The sequence below is a fragment of the Mesorhizobium sp. M1252 genome (assembly GCF_040318265.1).
Lineage (GTDB): Bacteria > Pseudomonadota > Alphaproteobacteria > Rhizobiales > Rhizobiaceae > Mesorhizobium.
In genome coordinates this window covers 599,628-618,342 of the sequence record NZ_JAMYLX010000001.1, presented here as the reverse complement: position 1 = coordinate 618,342, position 18,715 = coordinate 599,628, and the positions used below count along the sequence as shown (strand labels likewise).

The following is an 18,715-nucleotide window of genomic DNA, read 5'->3' as shown; positions in this document are numbered from 1 at the left end:
CCTCAAACAAAAAACCCGCTGATCGAAGTCAGCTAAAGCCGCACAACCATGTCGAGATGCAGGCGTATCCGCTGGCCTTCCGCGAAGGACAGGGCGAACGATTCCAAGCCCAAATGATCGTGTAATTTCCTGGTCAGTTTCAATGATGCGAACGACCCATTCGCCACTGGCTCCGACCACTTCCACGCGAGGCAACGCCTTTCGGATTGGCACCACGTTGTCCACCGCATCCTGCCTACAAAAAGCAATGGCAAGCCGATTTAAGACCTTGGTAGTTGGGATTCAATAAACAGATGCTTTCGGATCGGACAACCATCCTGGATGGGCAGTACGAAGGCTGGCGAATGGCTATCTTGTCATGCCACCTCAGTCAGGCGAACCCTCCAGGGGAACCTCCCGATAGCCTCTGCTACAGCTCGTTGGCATTCAGGATGGCCGCCAGCTCTTCGGCATACTCCATGTCGGGAAGGTCGACAGATGGGTGGCCCGCTAAAATAGCCGGCAGCCCGGTGAACACGTCGAACACCGTCCATGTCCCATCCGGTTCCCGCCTTACGCCGTACCGCAGAGTTGCCATGAGGGGATGCTAATGGAAGTCGGGAATAGATGGTACGAAAATGCGAGCGGGCGATCGGATAACAGGCACGCCTTTCCGGAAACTCTTTGCCGCTGCGGCGGGTTCGGTCGGGCATGACCAGAATGGCCGACCTCGGACCGCATTTCCGGCAAGCCACATGACCCTGACTGGGAGAAGGAGCATTTCTATGCGCGCCACACTGCGCGCAACGGGGAGACCGTCCCGAGTTCCACCAAGTGATGTGGCAGGACCTACCGGAGCACCAGCCGCTGGAATTCGACGCCTAAGAGCGCACAACCCAACTGGGCATCGCTATCGAACCAGCGTTTGCGCGCGGCCACTTCTAGGCGCATGATACCTAGATGAGTTCTATCGAACGGAAGCTGGCCGAATTGAACGACATTCAGCAGGACTTGACTGAACAGGCTACAATCCTGCGCTATCGCTGCGAGTGTTCGCGCCAAGACGCGAGAGAGCTATGCGAAGAGCTCCGCCAACTGGTAGGTCTGCCCCGCAGCAGCAACAAATTCGCGTCTATCATCACCGGCTCGCGCAAAGGCTGAGCGACGGCGGCCCGCGTCACCCCAGCAAGGAAAGCACGGGCCCGACCGTTGCTGTCTTCAGCTTCGACAGGCGGAACCGATGGGCGTCATCGGGAGAATTTGGCGCCAATCCAAGCACGACTTGATAATCTCGGGGTTCTCATCGGATAATGAGGTGAAATAGAGGCGGCTGATCCGATGCGGGCGAGTTGTCCACCCGAGGAGCGCCTTATGCCAACAAGGGTTGGATCGGATGGCGCCAAGGTTCATAGCTAAACAACTGTCTTGGCCGACCGGAATCGGCGGCTGGCTGGTCCGGGCTGGCATGAACCGGGGGAATGCTCGGCTCAATGGCTACGCTCTCAATGAATTGCAACTGGTCCCGGAAGATCGCGCCGTGGAGGTCGGTTTCGGCGGCGCAGTTTTACTGCCGCAACTTCTCCGTGGGGCAGCATTCGTTTGCGGTGTGGATCGCTCGCAGGATGTCGTGAACGCTGCCTCCCACCGGTTCGCCGATGCAGTTCGTGCCGGACGAGCCGAGTTCCGAGTCGGGCTAGTCGAGGACTTGCCGTTGCCGGATAGCACATTCGACAAGGCTCTCAGCGTCCACACAGTGTACTTCTGGCAAAGCCTTAGAGCTGGATCCGCAGAGCTCGCTCGCGTCCTTAAACCAGGCGGTCGCGTCGTGCTTGGCTTTCTCCCGAAGGCGCATATGGACCGGATGAACATGCCGGCCGACATTTTCACACCTCGCGAGCCGGATGAGGTGATTGCTGCCTTGCGAGACGCAGGGTTCAGCGATCCTGAAGTGCGGAGACCGAGCACGGAAACCGCTTGGCTCCTTGTGACAGGCAAACGAAGATAGGTCTCGGCGCCAGATGCAAAAAAACCCGCCGACCAAGGCCAGCGGGCTCGTGTTGCCGGCGAGAGCGAGGATGTTCCTGGGCCGCACAAAAAAGCCCGCCGGCCGGGGAGCCAGCGGGCTCACGGGCCTATTTTCCCATCATCATCGCAGCTTTGCAGAAATTTTCATGGGCCTTCGCAATATCTGCGTCAGCGCAGTCCTTCATCACCGCGTCCTTATCCTCCTGAGACATAGCCGACCAGGCGGCTTTCGCTTCGGCCTCAGACTTCATGGTCTTCATGCCGGCGTCGGTGAAGAAAGGAGACATTTTCGCAGGATCGTCGAGGGCTGACGTGCCGGTGGAGCTACCGGCAAAGGCCGATCCCGTCATCAGAGCAAATGCCAAGGCGGCCGCGCCCACCATAGATGCTGCAATTGCCTAGCCGGTTGCCATTGCCTGCTAACGAGCGCACACTGTTGCGGTCGCCCCCAAAAACCAAAAACAAACAGGCACGAGGCGCTTGGGAGCGATCATCAGGCTTTCGCCCGACCAGGGAGAAGGCCATGCCGACACCGGCAGACATCCGGCTCATTTATTTGATGGGCCAACTCGCTCACAACCAGAGCATCGTTTCCAAGCAAGATATAGTCGTTGGTTTGCTGAATCACGAAGGCAGTCCAACGACCGACGCCATTAGCCTTTTGGCGAGCATGCACCACACCCTGCAACGGACCCGCCAGCGCTTACACGAGGCGGAAGCGGCATATCGAGTCAGAAATGCGGAGTAGTGAAAAAGCCCAACGCGCGTACACAGCCGCAGAGTTCGCCGAGAAACACGGTTTGACAGTGAAGGCAGCCGAAATCATCCTGTCCGTGAACGGCTCCTCACGTGTCGCTTGCGATGCAGCAGCACGCGCATTCAAAGAAGCGGTAGCGCACCGACAACACAGCAATGACAGAGAACGATGAGAAGCCCGCTGACATCTGGGGACGCCGGGCTTGTGCAGGGATGGCCCGCGCTTGCTTCCGAGCGCGGGCCGACCATGATGAGTGAGGGGCCATCTTGGTCACCGGCAGGGACCGCTGCATAACGAGCCGGGTGTGACCGAACAGCCTCAGAGCGACGATGTTCCGAGGCGGCATAAAAAAGCCCACCTGCATTAGCCGGCGGGCAATCGGTCTGGAGTTGCTGGAACGAGCAGCATAGGCCAACGAGCGGCGAAGGCGGTGGGTTGCACCTAGATGTCGAGCAACCGCTCCAGAAAACTGGAGTATTTCTTGGCTAGGCTGTCGAGTTCTTTAGCGGCCTCCAGCGCCGAGATTTTTCCATCCGCATGACGCTTCCGGATCTCAGCAGCCGACTCCCGCAACTCCTCCAGCCGGCGTGAATGTCTTGATGCGGGCGGCAAATTTCCTATGTTCTGCATCGAAGTTGCCATCTCTGTGCCCTTTAAATCAGTTCGTTGATGCGACTGAGAACAGGCTCACACGTAACTACTAGCACACTTGATCGGTTCCCGTAAAACGCGTACGGCCGCGGACAATCAATTGAGATAAACCCACGAATCTTCTCGTCGTTTTCTCCCCGGCGAGTCACGACAGGAATGAGAAAAATCGAGCGATAATTCACTGTGGTTTGCGTGGGGCTTACCAGGCTTTTTCCCTTGAACTTTTTCAGGTCATGGACCACTCGAGGTTCTGTTCCACGAAGGCAGGCGTGATATCCAAGCAAGTGGGAAGCGTCGAATTCTCTATTGGTCGGACGCTCATTCCCGGGATTTCTATGCCGGACCTTCATGCGAGACGTGCTGTTGCCTGCAAAAAGGACGAGGGAGACGGAGATATCCCCCTTTTTTGATCGCGTCACCAAACGGGCGTAATTCTCCAAGATGCCTAGGCAAGCTCGGATCGCGTCATCCCTGTCGGCTTGGCTAACAGCGCGACCGCCCTTCATACCTGTCAGCAAGTCGCCGAGTCTGACCATCAGTTCGGTCTGCGCTTGGCCCGTTCCCGAAGACTTTTCCTGAGATAGGCGGTCGAGAACCGCCACAATCGAATTGGCCAGGAAAATAGCGGCCGCTGCTATGGCGGCTGTAGCAGCGCCGACAGACCCGTAAAAGAAGGCAATTGCAGGCGCAGACGATGCCAACCCGGTTTTTGCCAACCAATGTGTCAGTCCGATTACTCGGAAGCCGCGCGGCATCCTATTGTAGTAAAATCCCCAGACGTATCGCCTGAACCGGTAGCCACGACCGTAGCTGTCCGCAAGCCAAAGCTCAATCGGCTGGCTATCCCGCGATGTTGCCAATTGTTTGGCCAAATGAAACTGATTCCCGTCCCTAAGGGACTTCTATTTCTACCAGCAATCCCGCGCCAGCAAAAAAATCAACCTCCACAGTTTAGTGCGCGCAGTACTTCGTTCAGTCTTCTACGTCCAGAATTGCCACCCGCCTCGAAGCACTCGCCAGATATCCGTCCAATAGGCAGTGACCAAGGAAGCTAAGGCCGCCGCTGCCATGCCAGTCACACCAACTGCCCCGAGCCCCATCAGCTTCCACCGGGTGACTCCGGCTGTTACGACCTTCGCCTCAGTCATTTCTTCGCTGAGCGATGAAACCGCACCTTCCGCCCTGCAGCCCGCCAGTTTCGAGCAACGCACCAAAAGGTAAAGCTGGCGCATCAGCATTGGCAGAGGCGTCAACGACCTTTATAACGCCATCTGAGCGAACGCTCAGGGGCGTCAGAACCCTTCACGCAGCGGCGCAAGAGCAGCCGTCACCCGCTCTCTCCGACTTGGTCGGGGAGGCCGCGGCGCATGTCCAGGGCGAAAGCCTAAAGGCTGCGGCGCATCTCCTGCGTGAGATGTTCTGAACTCCCCGATCAAGGTCAGGGGAGTGGTATGAAAAATCTCGTTTTCGCACTGGTTGGCCTCGCGGCCTCAATTTTCATCGGCGAATTCATCTGGACATCGGCCTCTGGCGCCTACCAAAAGTCGGTATCGGAAAAGCAGGCTAAGAAGGATGAGTTTGATCACATCGTGCTGGAACGGACGATCCTACTCTGCAAACAGTCAGGATACGATCCGGCAGCGTCTTTCTGCCAATCTGCGAGGGCTACGTGCCTTAAGGACGCGGCGCGGTTTCCCGATCTCTGTTAATTGCTGTCTGCGCTCAGATATGGCCGTGTGGATATTGTCGATCGCGAGTTCCCGCCGCCCGCGCCTCGCGTTCGGCAATTGCCGAGCGTTGCGCCGCCAAATGCTGCTATGAGAATTCCGGCGTAGCGCAGACTGTAGCGCCGATGCCTCACTCGCAGCCGACCCCATTGTGGTTCCGATCGAGCCCGTTGGGATCAGATGGGCCGACAGCTACCGGGCCTTGAACGACAGGATTGTTTCCCTTCCCGCCGGCACAGTCTAAATCGACGCCGCTATTCGGAACCTTGCCGAGAGCACCGGGAGCGACACCACGATAGCTGTTCACCACAGCTGCCGACCGGACGCCATTCCCTTCGATATGTGTGTTCTGACTGTTCGGGTTAAACGGGTCCACGGTCTGCAAAAGCAAATTGGTTCTGTTGGCATCTCCGGCTGCCAAAGTCAGGGTATCGTAGTTGTTTAAGTAATCGGCAGCGCAGCCCGACATTGCGAGCGTTGCAGACACCAAAAACAAGCGATGCCTTAACATTTTAAACCCCCCGGTTTCCGAGAGATTTGCATAATACTATCCATTCCACAATGAGCTTATAAAAAGGTGTGAAGGCAACACAGTGGCCACGATTTTAGGGCCGCCATGCAGCACAGCCGGGCCTCCCGTGCCACTAGATGAACCGGCTCTCTCGCCGGTGATCTTCTCAATCGATTTCAAAGCGGTTCATGGACCTCACGAAGCGCGCGGTGGTGTTTCGCAGTGGCAATCCAGAAGCGGGGTTTTGTGCACGCCTCCGCTGCCGCCAGGAAGCGCTCATCCTACATGCCGGGCCGGCTGGCAATTGAGGTCACAGGAAGCATTGAGCCACGGCGCCTACGACCGCTTTCGGGGCTCAATCCTCTTCCATTGATGGTTTGTCGCGAAGTGATTGCGGCGCCGCCGTTTGCATGAACGAGATGGTTCGGCGCTCACACACAATCTCGGCGAGTTTGTCCCTGGGCAACGTCGCCAGCCAGTTGATATCAGGGGAAGCCGCGAATTCGTCCAAGATTCGCTCCTTGGACCTTTGGAGATAATTGCCGAGAAGCCATTCAAAGAAATCGAGCGGGTTGTCGGTTGTCCTCCCGTTGCGGTTGATCTCGCCGAAAAACACATCAGGATGGTTTTTGTAGTCGGTCAGCTGATCGTCGGTCAGAGGGTAGCTTACGACTATAGTCTCGCCGCCGGCGGGGGTGACCATGACATACGCGAGCTTTTCCGCTTCTAGCACAACACCGGATGTGACCTTGGCGAAGGTGCCGCCGTCGATCTGATCGAAGAAATAGGTCTCACCAACCTTCAACGATCTAACGTCCCCAAATGTGTCGGAAGGCAAGCTGCCGTCAAAAGTGGATGGGAGGGATGGGTAGGTCTGCAACAGCGCCATGATGTCGTAGCCGTCTATGTGCTTTTGCTTGTTCCTGTACATTTCCAGGATGCGGCGTGCGCCGGGCTTGCTGAAATCCGGCATGCCAAGGCCGTAGGCCAGGGCCTGGCGGTGCAGTGCTTCTCCGTCGAGATATCGATGAAACGCTATGTTCGTGACGAAGACATATGCTGATTGACCTTCAGCCAGGTCTCTTTCCCTGCTGTCCAGCCTGCGAACTGCCCTGTCCATCCAGTCGGGCTCGCCTTTGGCAGTGTTCACGACAGTGCAATTTAGGTCCACAAATATCAGCCGCTCACCGTCTGCCGGCTTGGCCAGCGCTTCCCTTATGTGAGTTGTCATGCGACTTGTGGCGTCGCGTTCGGTCTCTGGGACGCCGTCACAGGCCGATTTCCCGAGATGGGCGCGCACAGCGCGCATCTTGGCTTCGACCCAATATTTGCGATCAGTCTTCCGCGAGGTCGCCGAGAACTCACAATGCTTCGTGCTGGAATCGGTTTCGTCTTCCAATTCAAGGGTGAATCCTGCCCGAATCAAGATGTTGGCGACGATCAGTTCGTAGTAAGCGCCTTGGAAGTTCCCGGTGTTCCGAAGTCGATGCAGATACCGTTCTTGTAGCTCGGCATTGTGATCGAGCAGATACAGGTTGTAAGCCAGGCCAAACAGACAGCAGGCGGCGCCGCTTAGATTGACATGTTGCACGACCTTGGGCGTGGCGCCACGGGCGGCCTCCTGGGCTTTGACCGCATGATACCAGAGGAGAACAGGACTGCGTTCCTCAGGGGGTTTGGCGTCCTCGCTCTGGAACCATTGTTTCCCTAGCTTTCGAACCAGATAAGTCGAAAGGAAATCGATGAACGTCTTCCAGTTCGACGAGTAATAGATCATCTCTCCCGCAATTACGAAGCGCCTTCCGGCATGTTCAAATGACTGGATCTGTTTGCCCCGGCCTTGCTGTTGAATGCGTAGGTGTTCGGCAGCCTCCGAAGTGGGTTTGGCATCGAGGTCGAAAAGCTTTGTCAGCTTCATCGGACGAATCGAAGGCGGCGCCGGAAACGCACCGTGGCAATGCTTGTACTTCTTGCCGCTTCCGCAAGGGCATTGCTGGTTGCGCCCGATTTTGGTCATTCGATTGTCCCCCCTTTCCCCAATATAGCAGCGAAGAAGGCCGGGCAGAACTCAATGAGGGCACAATCAGCGCGGCGGCGCTCGGAGCCTGTCGGGGCGCCGCTCCAAGATCTAATAGCGGGTCTTCATGATGTCGATCTCGTCATGGATGCCGAGAAGCTTGAGCTTCTCAGAGGATAGATCAATCTGGAAATCATGAGAGCACAAAGGCCGACGCGTGCAGCCGTCTTGATGCCGAGATCGAAGGACAAGCTATCCGCATGCAAATAGATCGTGTTTAAGTGAACCCGATCTTGGGCGTGTTCCACTGACGTGCTCATTGAGAAGCCGCGTTCGTTGGGATGCGCTCCGAAGTCGATAGCGTTTTCGTAGAGGTGAGAGAACACCGACGCGATCTTCGGCGCGGCCGATTCCAGGTGCGCCAGGATCTTGGTTGCGGTGAACTCGTTGCGGACACTTCTTCTGTCCGCGACGCTGTCGTGTCGTGACATCCAAACGCTTCCAGCGCTGATTGTCGTCGCCGATATAAAATCCATATGAAGCGTGTTCAAGGCAGAGGCGCAACGTTGCTTGCGTTTCATAAAGCTGGCCGGCCATGGCGAGACTGACAGAGACCCGGTAGGCGGCATGGGACCGAAGCAGGAATTGCATCGGCATCATCGGTCGGGGATTGAGCGAGCCATTCAGGAACCGATTGAACATGGCATCGATGTGAATAAGGTCGGCGACTGCCTCCGGCTTATTGTGAATGGTGGCGAATTGGTTGACGTTGTGAGCTTGTCCTCGCCCCATCCGGCAGGTGGGGGTGGTGGCACCTTCATGGTCGTCTTTCGGTTGATTTCACGACTATCTTACACCGAGTCGGGAATCGAGGCTGGACGCCATTATCCAATAATTCGTAGGGCGGCCTGCTGGTCGATGGTGAACCGGCCACGGCGCCGCCGGAAGCCGCTGTAGAGATCATCGACCATGGCCGCCTCCGCTGGGTACAAGATGTGCCCGTAGGATAGGCTCTGCATCATGGCCTTGAGCTCGCGATCATGTTGCGGGTTGTCGGCGAGGCATTTCTGAACGGCGGCCTCCAGGATGTTGCCCAGTTCTGGACATCGATGGCGACGGCGCCGCTGGCCTCACGGCGAAGCCGCGCGAAGATGGTCCTGATATCGAGTTCCCGCATGGAATCCGAGTAGCTGAGACCGCGCCGGCCGGCATCCATCATGAACCGTTCGAAGTCGGCTTGCCCGTGGTCGCCTGTGATGGCGTCGATCATGTCGGGAACCTTCGACAGGATCATGCCGACGCCGCCAAGGATGACCGGCGAGAAAAACAGGAGATCGCTTAAAACCATTGTCATCTTCCTCCATAGGCCAGCATGTGTAGCCAGAACAATTCCGCAACAAACTGCTACGCTTTTTGCAACTAAACTGCGTAGCACTCGAAGGTACGAGGCGGGATTGAAAGGTATGGGCGCCGCCTCAACGCCTTGAAAAGACGGCACTTGGAAGGACGTAGTGGGATGGGAAGGGACGTGAATGACCGAATTTCAAGACCGGTGCCTTAAACCGCTCGGCCATCCCTCCAACGTGACTTTTCAATCATCTAGGAACATCAACCGACCCAGTGAACGACAGTTGGTATCGAATGATACCTGTCCTTCCGGACCAGCTTGCGGTTCATTTCTCTAGAGCGTTGCCCATCGCCAAGTCAACCATCGGCGCTGCCATGGATAATAGGGGGTGGCGTTCGTTGCCCGAACGGAGCTGCGAACCCGTTTTCGAAGGAGCCGGGATCTAATTGCGATCCTTGCTGCCGACCTGCACAAGTTGCAGAAGACCCAGCACGACAAGTGCGAGCAAGGTAGCCAAAGCTGCGATCTGCCAGAACCCGAGCCCAACCGCCAGGCCTATGGCGCCTGCCAGCCACATGCCCGCCCCAGTGGTAAGCCCTTGAACCTCGCCCTTGGAGAAGAAGATCAAGCCCGCGGCCAGAAATGCCACGCCGGCAGTCGTGGCTTCGATCAAGCGGATAGGATCAATGGCGATTTCCTGACCATCGAAGACGTGAAGATGAGTAATCTCGATCGTGAGGATGGCAATTAGAGCCGTCGCAACACAGACTAGGATGTGTGTCCTCAATCCGGCCGGTCGGTTACGCCATTCGCGTTCGATCCCAACGATGGAGCCAAGGACGGCCGCGAGCAAAAGCCTGGCTGAAATTACGGAAAAGGGCAGCCACGTCTGTTGCCCGAAACGTTCAATGAATTCATCCATGAGGCGCAGAACGTATCTCGGGTCGGTCGGTTCCAGGCAGCCGCGCTTCATGCCACAGGTTCACTTCCAGACTCCAAAGGACAGAGGTCTCGGATGCCTCCTCACAGGCGCCCGGCCAGCCCGGGACCTGGCCGCCACATTCCTGCCCGGTTCCGGACACAATCGATTAATACGCTGATAAACAATTCCTGCGCACAAGGGATGGGGATTGGCGCGTCGCAGGCATTGCTCATCTGGCTCCGCCGAAATTCTAGAAGCGGCGCCTGTGTCGAGACGGTAGGGGACATCGGAAAACATGCAGACCACGACGCATCGGCGTCTTCGTCGCGCTCCTGCTTTGGTGTTGTGCGCTCTTTCGGCTGCGTTGCTGGCCGCGTGCGCGTCGCCGCAGTCCGAGCCGAAAGCCATGGTCTACAAGAAGCCTCGCTCGAAGGAATATTTTGCCGAGACCGAATACGGTGTGAAGGCCAGCCCGCGCGTTCAGTACATGCGGCGCGGCGGCGGCCGCGACCAGTTGGGCAAGCCCTATCAGGTGCGCGGCAAGTGGTATTACCCCAAGGAAGACAAGCGCTACGCCAAGGTCGGTCTCGCCTCCTGGTATGGCGATGCCTTCCACGGTCGTCTCACAGCCAATGGCGAAGTCTACGACATGACCCATCTGACGGCGGCGCATCCGACCATGCCGCTGCCAAGCTACGCCCGTGTCACCAACACCGAGACCGGAAGCTCGGTCATCGTGCGCGTCAACGACCGCGGCCCCTATCACGAGGGACGCATCATCGATGTCTCGGAACGCGCCGCGCAAATGCTCGACTATGCCAAGGTCGGCACGGCCAGGGTCAAGGTGGAATATATTGGCCGCGCACCGCTCGACGGCGACGACGACCAATATCTGGTCGCCTCCTACCGCCCGGGCAACCGCCCGGACCCGTCCGATGGCTTGCCGACCGGCGTCATGGTGGCGATGAACGGACCTTCGCCGAGCCTATCTGTTGGCGCACCCCCTGCCGTAGTGCCGTTTCCTGGTCAGTTGACGAATTCCGACACACAGCCAGTGATGTCGATGCAGGCACCGGCCTCAAGCGATGTGACGCTGCCTGAATTCGGGCCGATCGTGCCTCAGCGCCCGGAATCGCCCTTTGCCGTGGCTTCGCTCTCCTATGCGGATGAGCGCGTACAGCGCGCCGACGTCTTTGCAGCGCTTGACGACCAGGGCATGTCGCCAGCCGACATCCTGCAATCGTGGAAGAAATCCAACCCGCAGGCATCGCCTGCCGTTTCCGACTATGTCGCCGCCGGATCCTTCGACGATGCTGCCGAGGCAAAGCGGGTGGCTGCGGCTCTCGAACCGTTCGGCAGGACCGAAATCCAGAGCACCGAACTCGACGGCAATGACTGGTACGCGGTCAATCTCTATCCGGATGGCCATGGCAATGTCGACGACCTCTTGCGCGCGGCATGGTCGCATGGCGCGCCGGACGCGCTGGCTGTGCGCAACTGACCAACAAAGGCACGCCGGTTTTGTCATTGCGCGGTTGATCCGCCGGGAAGAAGCCTGATAGCGTTGCGGCAAGTTTCTGCCGGCTAACAGTCGAGCCTCTTCATGCGATTTCGCCTTTTCCACCCTTTTGCCGGGCTTTTTGGCCTTGGCTTCTTGCTTGCCGCGCTGGTTCCGGCCAACGCGCAGCTTTTCGAGACCAAGGCGACGCAGGCTTTCATGATCGATGCCGAAACCGGCACGGTGCTGTTTTCCAAGGATGCCGACCAACCGATCCCGCCGGCCTCGATGGCCAAGCTGATGACCATGGAGATGGTCTTCAACGCCATCAAGTCGAAGCGCATGAGCCTCGACGACACCTTCGTGGTTTCGGAAAATGCCTGGCGCAAGGGCGGTGCGCCTTCGGGAACGTCGACCATGTTTGCCAAGCTCAAATCGGCGGTCCGGGTCGAGGACCTGATCCAGGGCGTAACCATCCAGGCCGCCAATGACGGCTGCATGGTGCTGGCCGAAGGCATGGCCGGTTCGGAAGAGAATTTCGCCGCGCAGATGAACGATCGCGCGCGCCAGATCGGGCTGGCGAAATCGACATTCGTCAATTCGACCGGCCTGCCGGCCGACGGCCAGCAGACGACGGTGCGCGAACTGGCGCAGCTTGGCCTGCATATCTGGCGCGAATATCCGGATCTCTATCTCTATTACGGCCGGGCCGATTTCACCTGGAACAAGATCTCGCAAAAGAACCGCAACCCGTTGCTGGCCATGGGCATCGGCGCCGACGGAATGGCGGTCGGGTCGAGCGAGGCGGGCGGCTTCGGCATTGTCGGCTCGGTCAGCCATGACGGGACGCGGGTGATCGCCGCGATGAGCGGATTGGCGAATGATCGCGAGCGGGCCGAGGAAGCGCGCAAGCTGCTCGAATGGGGCGTCCGCTCCTTCGAGAAGACCGAGATTTTCGCTGGCAACGAAGTCGTCGGCGAGGCCCAGGTGTTCGGCGGCGCCAAATCCAGCGTAGCGCTGAAGGCAAAGGCGCCGATCGACGTCCTGCTGCCGATCGCCAACCGCGACAAGCTGACCGCCAGGATCGTCTATCAGGGGCCGGTATCGGCGCCAGTGGAGGAGGGACAGCCCGTCGGCGCGCTGCGCGTCTGGATCGGCGACACGCTGAGCCAGGAAACACCGCTTTTCGCCGCCGAATCGGTTGGCGTCGGCACGTTGCCGCAACGCGCGTTTGATGCCGCCAGGGAACTGGCCGTAGGCTGGCTGCGTTGAGTTCCTGCGGCGTGGACCTTTTCTCGGGCGCGGACTAAGACACCAGCGCAAAGCAGGACAAAGGCCTTTCGATTGGCAAGCGGATTTTTCATCACCTTCGAAGGCGGCGAGGGAGCCGGCAAGTCGACGCAGATCGAGCGGCTGGCCCAGAAGATGCGCGCCAAGAAATACGATGTCCTCCTCACCCGCGAACCCGGGGGGTCACCCGGCGCCGAGGCGGTCAGGCACGTGCTCCTGTCCGGCGCCGCCGAGCCTTTCGGGCCGAAGATGGAGGCGCTGCTGTTTGCCGCCGCACGCTCCGACCATGTCGAGCAGGTCATCCGGCCGGCGGTGGAGCGCGGCTCCATCGTGCTTTGCGACCGTTTCCTGGATTCGTCGCGCGTCTATCAGGGCGTCACCGGCGGCCTCGATCCGGCTTTCATGGAAGCTCTGGAGGAGGTCGCCATCAACGGCATGATGCCGGATATGACGCTGATCCTTGACATTGACCCCGCCGAGGGCTTGCGGCGCGCCACCGCGCGGCGTGGCGCCGAGGACGGTCCGGACCGCTTCGAAAAGGAGACGCTGGACATCCACCAGCGCCGCCGTGACGCCTTCCTGGCGATCGCAGCCGCCGAGCCGGACCGCTGCATCGTGATCGACGCGTCGGCGCCTCCCGCTGCGGTGGAGGATGTCATCACCGCGGTGGTGTTCGCCGCACTTGAGGCGAGGGCGCCCGCGCGCAACCGACAGGCGGCGCCCGCATGATCTTCGAACGCATCGCTCCCGAGCAGCACGACACGCTGGACGGTGTACCGGAGCCGTCCGAGACGCTGCGCCTGGTCGGCCATGAGCAGGCGGCCGCGATGCTCGCTGCCGCCTATCGCTCGGGAAAACTGCCGCATGCGTTGATCTTTGCCGGGCCGGTCGGCATCGGCAAGGCGACGCTTGCCTTTCACCTGGCGCACCATCTGTTGAAGCATCCGGCCTTCGACCAGGCGCCGGACACGTTTGCCGTTCCCGATCCGGCCTCACCGCTGTTTCGCCAGATCGCCACCGGGGCGCATCCCGGCGTGCTGCATCTGACCCGGCCGCTGAACGACAAGACCAAGAGCTTCAAGACGGTCGTTACCGTCGACGAGATCCGCAAGGTCAACCGCTTCCTGTCGCTGACCTCGCATGACGGCAGCTACCGGGTGGTGATCGTCGATCCGGCCGACGACATGAACACCAACGCCGCCAATGCCTTGCTCAAGAACCTCGAGGAGCCGCCGAGCCGCACGCTGTTCATCCTCATCGTGCATGCGCCGGGCAGCCTTTTGCCGACCATCCGCTCGCGCTGCCAGATGGTGCGGCTAACGCCGCTCGATGCCGGCAGCCTGATGAGCGTTCTGGAAACCGTCGAGCCGCCGCCACCTTCCGATCCTGCTGCGCGCGCGGCACTGGCGGAACGGGCAGGGGGCAGCGCGCGCAATGCGATCCTTCTGACCCAATATGGCGGGCTGGAGATTGCCGGCACGCTCGACGCCCTGGTCACGTCGGGCAAGAGCGACATCGCCGGCGCCTATCGCCTTGCCGAGGCCGTCGCCGGCCGCGACCAGGCGATCCAGTTCGACATCTTCAACCGCCGCGCGCTCGATCTGCTCTCCACCGGCGCCAGTGAAGCCGCGCTGGCTGGGGATCTCGCGCGGGCGAAAACGCTGTCCGACACTTGGCACGAGGCGCTGAACGCCATATCTGAGACCGATACCTACAATCTTGACAAGAAGCAGCACGCCTTGACCATGATCGACCGCCTGAATTCCGCAATGCGAATGTGACCGGTTTCGGCATTGGGGCGGGATGGCAATCGCCGTCTCGATGCGATATCCACCGCTCACATTCATTCGGCCATTCATGACGGTTAATTCATGTCACGCGACACATTCTACATCACGACACCAATTTTCTATCCGAACGGCAAGCCGCATATCGGCCACGCCTATACGGTCATTGCGACGGACGCGCTGGCCCGCTTCCAGCGCCTGGACGGCAAGGACGTGCTCTTCCTCACCGGCACTGACGAACACGGCCTCAAGATGCAGCAGACGGCCGAGAAGGAAGGCATAACGCCACTCGCGCTTGCCGACCGCAACTCGGCGATCTTCCGTTCGATGACAGAGGTCCTGGGCGGCTCGAATGATGACTACATCCGCACGACGGAACCACGCCACTACGAGTCGTGCCAGGCGATCTGGAAGGCTATGGCGGCCAATGGCGACATCTATCTTGACCGCTATAGCGGCTGGTATTCGGTCCGCCAGGAAGCCTATTTCGAAGAGAGCGAAACCACGCTCGGCGACGACGGCGTGCGGCGCGAGCCGCTTGGTTCGCCCGTCGAATGGAATGAGGAGGAAAGCTACTTCTTCAGGCTTTCCGCCTATCAGGACAAATTGCTTGCGCTGTACGAAAGCCAGCCCGATTTCGTCGGTCCGGCCGAGCGCCGAAATGAGGTGATGAGCTTCGTCAGATCCGGCCTCAAGGATATCTCGGTCTCGCGCACGACCTTCAATTGGGGCGTGCCGGTGCCCGGCGACGACAAGCATGTGATGTATGTCTGGGTCGATGCCTTGACCAACTACATCACCGCTGCCGGCTATCCCGACACCAAGGCCGAGCAATGGCGCTACTGGCCGGCCACGCACATTATCGGCAAGGACATCGTCCGCTTCCATGCCGTCTACTGGCCGGCTTTCCTGATGTCGGCCGGCATCGAACTGCCGAAGCGCGTCTTCGCGCATGGCTTCCTGTTCAACCGCGGCGAGAAAATGTCGAAGTCGGTCGGCAATGTCGTAGACCCCTTCACCATGGTCGAGCATTACGGCCTCGACCAGGTGCGCTATTTCTTCTTGCGTGAGGTGCCATTCGGCCAGGACGGCAGCTACAGCCATGACGCGATCGTCAACCGCACAAATGCCGATCTCGCCAACGGTCTCGGCAATCTGGCGCAGCGCTCGCTGTCGATGATCGCCAAGAACTGCGGCGGCGTGGTGCCGCATCGCGGCGAGCTGACCGAAGCCGACAGCGCGATCCTCGACCAGGCGGTGGAAGCGCTGGGTACCGCGCGCCAGGCGATGGCGGAACAGGGCATCCATCTCGCGTTGGCGGCGATCTTCGGCGTTGTGGCGGAAGCGGATCGCTACTTCGCCTCGCAGGCGCCCTGGGCGCTGAAGAAGACCGATCCGGCGCGTATGGAAACGGTGCTGTGGACGACCGCCGAACTGGTGCGGCGCGTGGCATTGCTGTGCCAGCCCTACATTCCGGGGTCGGCCGGCAAGCTGCTCGACCTGCTGGCGGTGCCGGCGGACAAGCGTGACTTCGCGCATGTCCATGCCGACTATGCGCTGGTGCCCGGCACGGCGCTGCCCGCGCCGGAGGGCGTGTTTCCGCGTTATGTCGAAAACCCTGAGGCGAGCGCCTGATGCTCGTCGACAGCCATTGTCATCTCGACTTTCCGGATTTCGCCGAGGAGCGGGCGGCCATCGTCGCCCGCGCAAAGGCTGCCGGTATAGGTCACATGGTGACCATCTCGACACGCGTGAAGCGGTTTGCGCAAGTGCTTGAGATTGCCGAGAGTTTCGACGAAATCTATTGCTCGGTCGGCACCCATCCTCACAATGCCGGCGAAGAGCTGGATGTGACGGCTGAGGACCTTGTGCGCCTGTCCGCGCACCCGAAGGTGGTGGCGATCGGCGAGGCCGGGCTCGACTATTTTTACGACAAGGCGCCACGCGATGCGCAGGCGCAGGGTTTTCGCACTCATATAGCAGCTGCGCGCGAGACCGGGCTGCCGCTGGTGATCCATTCGCGCGATGCCGATGACGACATGGCTGCCATCCTCGAAGACGAAACAGGGAAGGGCGCCTTCCCCTTCATCCTGCATTGTTTTTCGTCGGGGCGACGGCTGGCAGAGGTCGGCGTGGCGCTTGGCGGCTATGTGTCCTTCTCGGGCATACTGACCTTCAAGAACTCCGCCGATTTACGCGCCATCGCAGCCGATGTGCCGCATGACCGGCTGCTGGTCGAGACCGACGCACCGTATCTGGCGCCGGTGCCGTTCCGCGGCAAACGCAACGAGCCGGCCTATATCGCGCATACAGCCAAGGTGCTGGCGGAGACGGTCGGCGTTGGCGAAGCCGAGATCGCGACGCTGACGACGGCGAACTTCTTCCGGCTGTTCGGCAAGATGCCGCGGCCCGCCGGGCTCTGACGCATGAGCGACCGGCTGCGCCTCACCATCCTCGGCTGCGGCTCGTCACCCGGCACGCCGCGCATCACCGGCGATTGGGGCAATTGCGACCCGGCCAATCCGAAAAACGGGCGTACACGCTCAGCCGCGCTCGTCGAGCGGATAGCAGCCAATGGCGCCAGAACCACGGTCGTCATCGACACCGGGCCTGATTTCCGTGAGCAGATGCTGATGGCGGCCGTCCGGCGCATCGACGCCGTCGTCTATACGCATCCGCACGCCGACCACATCCACGGCATCGACGATCTGCGCGGCTACGTGCTGGAGCAGCGCCATTTGATCGATGTCCATGCCGACCAGCCGACCATGCTCAGGCTGCGCGAAGCGTTCGGCTATTGCTTCGAGACGCCGTTTGGCAGTTCCTATCCGCCGATCGTCAGGCCGCACATCATCGATCATGCAAGGGCGGTGACGATCGAAGGCGAGGGCGGTGCCCTCACCCTCGAGCCGCTGCCGCAGATCCATGGAGACATCATTTCGCTCGGCTTCCGCATCGGCGGGCTGGCCTACTGCCCCGATATAAGCGACTTCCCGGATGCCACCGCCGAGCGGCTGCGCGGCCTGGAAATGCTGGTCATCGATGCCTTGCAGTACCATACCCATCCCAGTCATCTGTCGCTCGGTCAGGCGCTTGGCTGGATTGAAAAACTGGCGCCGAAACAGGCCGTGCTGACGCATATGCATGTGCCGCTCGACTATGCCACGGTGAAGGCCGAGGTGCCGGCCAACGTCACTCCGGCCTATGACGGCATGGTGATCGAAATTCCTTTATGAGACAGCATGATACGAGCAGATCTTTATAAGGACGTTCGGTTCTTCGGCGCGAAGATCAGCAGCGTTCCTATCCGCTCATAGCCCATGCGGGGATAAAGCAGCGCTCCGGCACGCGTCGCCAACAGCATCGAGCACCGCGACCCATGCGCTTTGTCGTCATGCAGCATTTTGGCCATCAGCGCCTGGCCGATGCCTCTACGCCGGTGCGAAGGCTCGACAAACATTGCCGAGCACCATGTGGCGCCGACGGCGTCTATGCTGCGCACACGCCCGACGATGGCGTCGCCATCGAGCGCCACATACTGGCGAAACGGCGCATCGTCGCCGAGTTGATCGTCTGGAAGTGGCCGCCTGCGTATGACCTTTCCCAGTTGTGCAGCGCGTTCAGCCGTCCTCACGCGTTCGATAGAGACGATTGCTGGCGGGTCTGGAATTTGGCGCAGCGACTGGACGAAAAAGCCTTCCGTCCGCAGCAGCCGGTAGCCGAGCGCCTTGTAGGCAGTTCGCGTCGGTTCGTCCGGGCCGTCATTCGCGATCACGACCGAAACGGCAAAGCTTGGCCGCGCATGCTGCCGCACGATGGCATCGGCTTCCTCGGCGGCGACGTCATGGACGATCCATTCTTCGCCACGGTAGTCGCGTGCATTCTTGCGCTCGGCATCGCGCATCAGCCACAAGGGTCCGACGCGGCTGGCCACGTAGGGAAAGGTGCGGCTCTTGTCGGTGCTGAAGCCGTGCACGAACACTTCGATCGCCGCTTCGATGTCACGCTTTCCTGTCGTCATCGACACAGCGTAGCGTTGGCCAACGGCTCAAGACAACACGCGTCGATCATGCCAAGCCCTATGAAAGTCCGCGTCCTTTCCCAGCTGCAGCCTGATGCATAAGTTCCATAATATATCTTATGCGACTTTCATATGTGGCTGCTGCTTCCATTAGGGGCGTGCCAATATACGCCCTGCTGACT

At 59.9% G+C, this 18,715-nt stretch carries 20 protein-coding genes and 1 pseudogene; 11 read left to right on the top strand and 10 right to left on the bottom strand.

The window, feature by feature from the left end; translation table 11 throughout:
- Positions 1 to 939: 939 nt before the first annotated feature.
- Together NKH22_RS03135 and NKH22_RS03130 are read left to right on the top strand one after the other, a co-directional pair.
- The gene (locus NKH22_RS03135; RefSeq protein ID WP_023753269.1) at positions 940 to 1,140 is read left to right on the top strand and encodes a hypothetical protein; all 201 of its coding nucleotides are present in this window, start codon (positions 940 to 942) and stop codon (positions 1,138 to 1,140) included.
- A 232-nt stretch (positions 1,141 to 1,372) separates the two neighbouring features.
- Positions 1,373 to 1,984: a class I SAM-dependent methyltransferase gene (locus tag NKH22_RS03130; protein WP_352908932.1), complete on the top strand. Its 612-nt coding sequence runs from the start codon at positions 1,373 to 1,375 to the stop codon at positions 1,982 to 1,984.
- A 127-nt stretch (positions 1,985 to 2,111) separates the two neighbouring features.
- Here the strand turns inward: NKH22_RS03130 and NKH22_RS03125 are convergent, their stop codons facing one another.
- Complete coding sequence (locus NKH22_RS03125) at positions 2,112 to 2,387, bottom strand: hypothetical protein (protein ID WP_352908931.1); 276 nt, start codon at positions 2,385 to 2,387, stop codon at positions 2,112 to 2,114.
- A gap of 140 nt (positions 2,388 to 2,527) precedes the next feature.
- Between NKH22_RS03125 and NKH22_RS03120 the strand changes: the two genes are divergently transcribed.
- Positions 2,528 to 2,752: a hypothetical protein gene (locus NKH22_RS03120; protein WP_352908930.1), complete on the top strand. Its 225-nt coding sequence runs from the start codon at positions 2,528 to 2,530 to the stop codon at positions 2,750 to 2,752.
- Between the two features lie 450 nt (positions 2,753 to 3,202).
- Here NKH22_RS03120 and NKH22_RS03115 read toward each other — a convergent pair whose 3' ends face one another.
- The 3 genes from NKH22_RS03115 to NKH22_RS03105 all read right to left on the bottom strand — a co-directional run bounded on the left by NKH22_RS03115 (position 3,203) and on the right by NKH22_RS03105 (position 4,644).
- A complete protein-coding gene (locus NKH22_RS03115; RefSeq protein ID WP_031205796.1) occupies positions 3,203 to 3,403 on the bottom strand; it encodes a hypothetical protein in 201 nt (66 codons plus the stop codon).
- Between the two features lie 11 nt (positions 3,404 to 3,414).
- Positions 3,415 to 4,284 (bottom strand): hypothetical protein, encoded by an 870-nt coding sequence (locus NKH22_RS03110; protein WP_155929729.1) that lies wholly within the window; start codon positions 4,282 to 4,284, stop codon positions 3,415 to 3,417.
- Positions 4,285 to 4,392: 108 nt separating this feature from the next.
- Positions 4,393 to 4,644, bottom strand: coding sequence for a DUF1515 family protein (locus tag NKH22_RS03105; protein ID WP_352908928.1), 252 nt, complete (start codon positions 4,642 to 4,644; stop codon positions 4,393 to 4,395).
- A 219-nt stretch (positions 4,645 to 4,863) separates the two neighbouring features.
- Between NKH22_RS03105 and NKH22_RS03100 the strand changes: the two genes are divergently transcribed.
- A complete protein-coding gene (locus NKH22_RS03100; RefSeq protein WP_352908926.1) occupies positions 4,864 to 5,121 on the top strand; it encodes a hypothetical protein in 258 nt (85 codons plus the stop codon).
- A 148-nt stretch (positions 5,122 to 5,269) separates the two neighbouring features.
- On the opposite strand, the gene NKH22_RS03095 is transcribed toward NKH22_RS03100, so the two are convergent.
- The 5 genes and pseudogenes from NKH22_RS03095 to NKH22_RS03075 form a co-directional block, all read right to left on the bottom strand.
- Positions 5,270 to 5,650: a calcium-binding protein gene (locus NKH22_RS03095; RefSeq protein ID WP_352908925.1), complete on the bottom strand. Its 381-nt coding sequence runs from the start codon at positions 5,648 to 5,650 to the stop codon at positions 5,270 to 5,272.
- Positions 5,651 to 7,592: 1,942 nt separating this feature from the next.
- Positions 7,593 to 7,661: pseudogene (locus tag NKH22_RS31505) on the bottom strand (SEC-C metal-binding domain-containing protein); the annotation flags it as partial.
- Between the two features lie 131 nt (positions 7,662 to 7,792).
- Positions 7,793 to 8,248: a hypothetical protein gene (locus tag NKH22_RS03085; protein ID WP_352908921.1), complete on the bottom strand. Its 456-nt coding sequence runs from the start codon at positions 8,246 to 8,248 to the stop codon at positions 7,793 to 7,795.
- Between the two features lie 437 nt (positions 8,249 to 8,685).
- Positions 8,686 to 9,015: a hypothetical protein gene (locus NKH22_RS03080; RefSeq protein WP_352908920.1), complete on the bottom strand. Its 330-nt coding sequence runs from the start codon at positions 9,013 to 9,015 to the stop codon at positions 8,686 to 8,688.
- A gap of 442 nt (positions 9,016 to 9,457) precedes the next feature.
- The gene (locus NKH22_RS03075; protein ID WP_023728036.1) at positions 9,458 to 9,988 is read right to left on the bottom strand and encodes an MgtC/SapB family protein; all 531 of its coding nucleotides are present in this window, start codon (positions 9,986 to 9,988) and stop codon (positions 9,458 to 9,460) included.
- A 244-nt stretch (positions 9,989 to 10,232) separates the two neighbouring features.
- Between NKH22_RS03075 and NKH22_RS03070 the strand changes: the two genes are divergently transcribed.
- The 7 genes from NKH22_RS03070 (at position 10,233) to NKH22_RS03040 (ending at position 17,748) form a co-directional block, all read left to right on the top strand.
- The gene (locus NKH22_RS03070) at positions 10,233 to 11,438 is read left to right on the top strand and encodes a septal ring lytic transglycosylase RlpA family protein (RefSeq protein WP_023701721.1); all 1,206 of its coding nucleotides are present in this window, start codon (positions 10,233 to 10,235) and stop codon (positions 11,436 to 11,438) included.
- Positions 11,439 to 11,540: 102 nt separating this feature from the next.
- Complete coding sequence (locus NKH22_RS03065) at positions 11,541 to 12,707, top strand: D-alanyl-D-alanine carboxypeptidase family protein (protein WP_352908919.1); 1,167 nt, start codon at positions 11,541 to 11,543, stop codon at positions 12,705 to 12,707.
- 72 nt (positions 12,708 to 12,779) lie between these two features.
- Positions 12,780 to 13,454 (top strand): dTMP kinase, encoded by a 675-nt coding sequence (gene tmk, locus NKH22_RS03060; RefSeq protein ID WP_352908918.1) that lies wholly within the window; start codon positions 12,780 to 12,782, stop codon positions 13,452 to 13,454.
- Positions 13,451 to 14,506, top strand: coding sequence for a DNA polymerase III subunit delta' (locus NKH22_RS03055; protein ID WP_023668948.1), 1,056 nt, complete (start codon positions 13,451 to 13,453; stop codon positions 14,504 to 14,506). The genes tmk and NKH22_RS03055 overlap by 4 nt, the downstream gene beginning before the upstream one ends.
- A 90-nt stretch (positions 14,507 to 14,596) precedes the next feature.
- Positions 14,597 to 16,147 carry a methionine--tRNA ligase gene (metG, locus tag NKH22_RS03050; protein ID WP_023668947.1) on the top strand — a complete coding sequence of 517 codons (1,551 nt, stop codon included), beginning with the start codon at positions 14,597 to 14,599 and terminating at the stop codon, positions 16,145 to 16,147.
- Positions 16,147 to 16,935, top strand: coding sequence for a TatD family hydrolase (locus tag NKH22_RS03045; protein WP_023691295.1), 789 nt, complete (start codon positions 16,147 to 16,149; stop codon positions 16,933 to 16,935). The genes metG and NKH22_RS03045 overlap by 1 nt, the downstream gene beginning before the upstream one ends.
- A gap of 3 nt (positions 16,936 to 16,938) precedes the next feature.
- On the top strand, positions 16,939 to 17,748 hold the full coding sequence (locus tag NKH22_RS03040) for an MBL fold metallo-hydrolase (RefSeq protein WP_023691294.1): 810 nt from the start codon (positions 16,939 to 16,941) through the stop codon (positions 17,746 to 17,748).
- 23 nt (positions 17,749 to 17,771) lie between these two features.
- On the opposite strand, the gene NKH22_RS03035 is transcribed toward NKH22_RS03040, so the two are convergent.
- On the bottom strand, positions 17,772 to 18,533 hold the full coding sequence (locus NKH22_RS03035) for a GNAT family N-acetyltransferase (RefSeq protein ID WP_023821330.1): 762 nt from the start codon (positions 18,531 to 18,533) through the stop codon (positions 17,772 to 17,774).
- Positions 18,534 to 18,715: the final 182 nt, after the last annotated feature.

Excerpts from the sequence above, each read along its gene's own strand:
- NKH22_RS03135 (WP_023753269.1), top strand. The coding sequence starts at position 940 with ATGAGTTCTATCGAACGGAAGCTGGCCGAATTGAACGACATTCAGCAG.
- NKH22_RS03130 (WP_352908932.1), top strand. The coding sequence starts at position 1,373 with ATGGCGCCAAGGTTCATAGCTAAACAACTGTCTTGGCCGACCGGAATC.
- NKH22_RS03125 (WP_352908931.1), bottom strand. The coding sequence starts at position 2,387 with ATGGTGGGCGCGGCCGCCTTGGCATTTGCTCTGATGACGGGATCGGCC.
- NKH22_RS03120 (WP_352908930.1), top strand. The coding sequence starts at position 2,528 with ATGCCGACACCGGCAGACATCCGGCTCATTTATTTGATGGGCCAACTC.
- NKH22_RS03115 (WP_031205796.1), bottom strand. The coding sequence starts at position 3,403 with ATGGCAACTTCGATGCAGAACATAGGAAATTTGCCGCCCGCATCAAGA.
- NKH22_RS03105 (WP_352908928.1), bottom strand. The coding sequence starts at position 4,644 with ATGCGCCAGCTTTACCTTTTGGTGCGTTGCTCGAAACTGGCGGGCTGC.
- NKH22_RS03100 (WP_352908926.1), top strand. The coding sequence starts at position 4,864 with ATGAAAAATCTCGTTTTCGCACTGGTTGGCCTCGCGGCCTCAATTTTC.
- NKH22_RS03095 (WP_352908925.1), bottom strand. The coding sequence starts at position 5,650 with ATGTTAAGGCATCGCTTGTTTTTGGTGTCTGCAACGCTCGCAATGTCG.
- NKH22_RS03085 (WP_352908921.1), bottom strand. The coding sequence starts at position 8,248 with ATGAAACGCAAGCAACGTTGCGCCTCTGCCTTGAACACGCTTCATATG.
- NKH22_RS03080 (WP_352908920.1), bottom strand. The coding sequence starts at position 9,015 with ATGGTTTTAAGCGATCTCCTGTTTTTCTCGCCGGTCATCCTTGGCGGC.
- NKH22_RS03075 (WP_023728036.1), bottom strand. The coding sequence starts at position 9,988 with ATGAAGCGCGGCTGCCTGGAACCGACCGACCCGAGATACGTTCTGCGC.
- NKH22_RS03070 (WP_023701721.1), top strand. The coding sequence starts at position 10,233 with ATGCAGACCACGACGCATCGGCGTCTTCGTCGCGCTCCTGCTTTGGTG.
- NKH22_RS03065 (WP_352908919.1), top strand. The coding sequence starts at position 11,541 with ATGCGATTTCGCCTTTTCCACCCTTTTGCCGGGCTTTTTGGCCTTGGC.
- NKH22_RS03055 (WP_023668948.1), top strand. The coding sequence starts at position 13,451 with ATGATCTTCGAACGCATCGCTCCCGAGCAGCACGACACGCTGGACGGT.
- metG (WP_023668947.1), top strand. The coding sequence starts at position 14,597 with ATGTCACGCGACACATTCTACATCACGACACCAATTTTCTATCCGAAC.
- NKH22_RS03045 (WP_023691295.1), top strand. The coding sequence starts at position 16,147 with ATGCTCGTCGACAGCCATTGTCATCTCGACTTTCCGGATTTCGCCGAG.
- NKH22_RS03040 (WP_023691294.1), top strand. The coding sequence starts at position 16,939 with ATGAGCGACCGGCTGCGCCTCACCATCCTCGGCTGCGGCTCGTCACCC.
- NKH22_RS03035 (WP_023821330.1), bottom strand. The coding sequence starts at position 18,533 with ATGACGACAGGAAAGCGTGACATCGAAGCGGCGATCGAAGTGTTCGTG.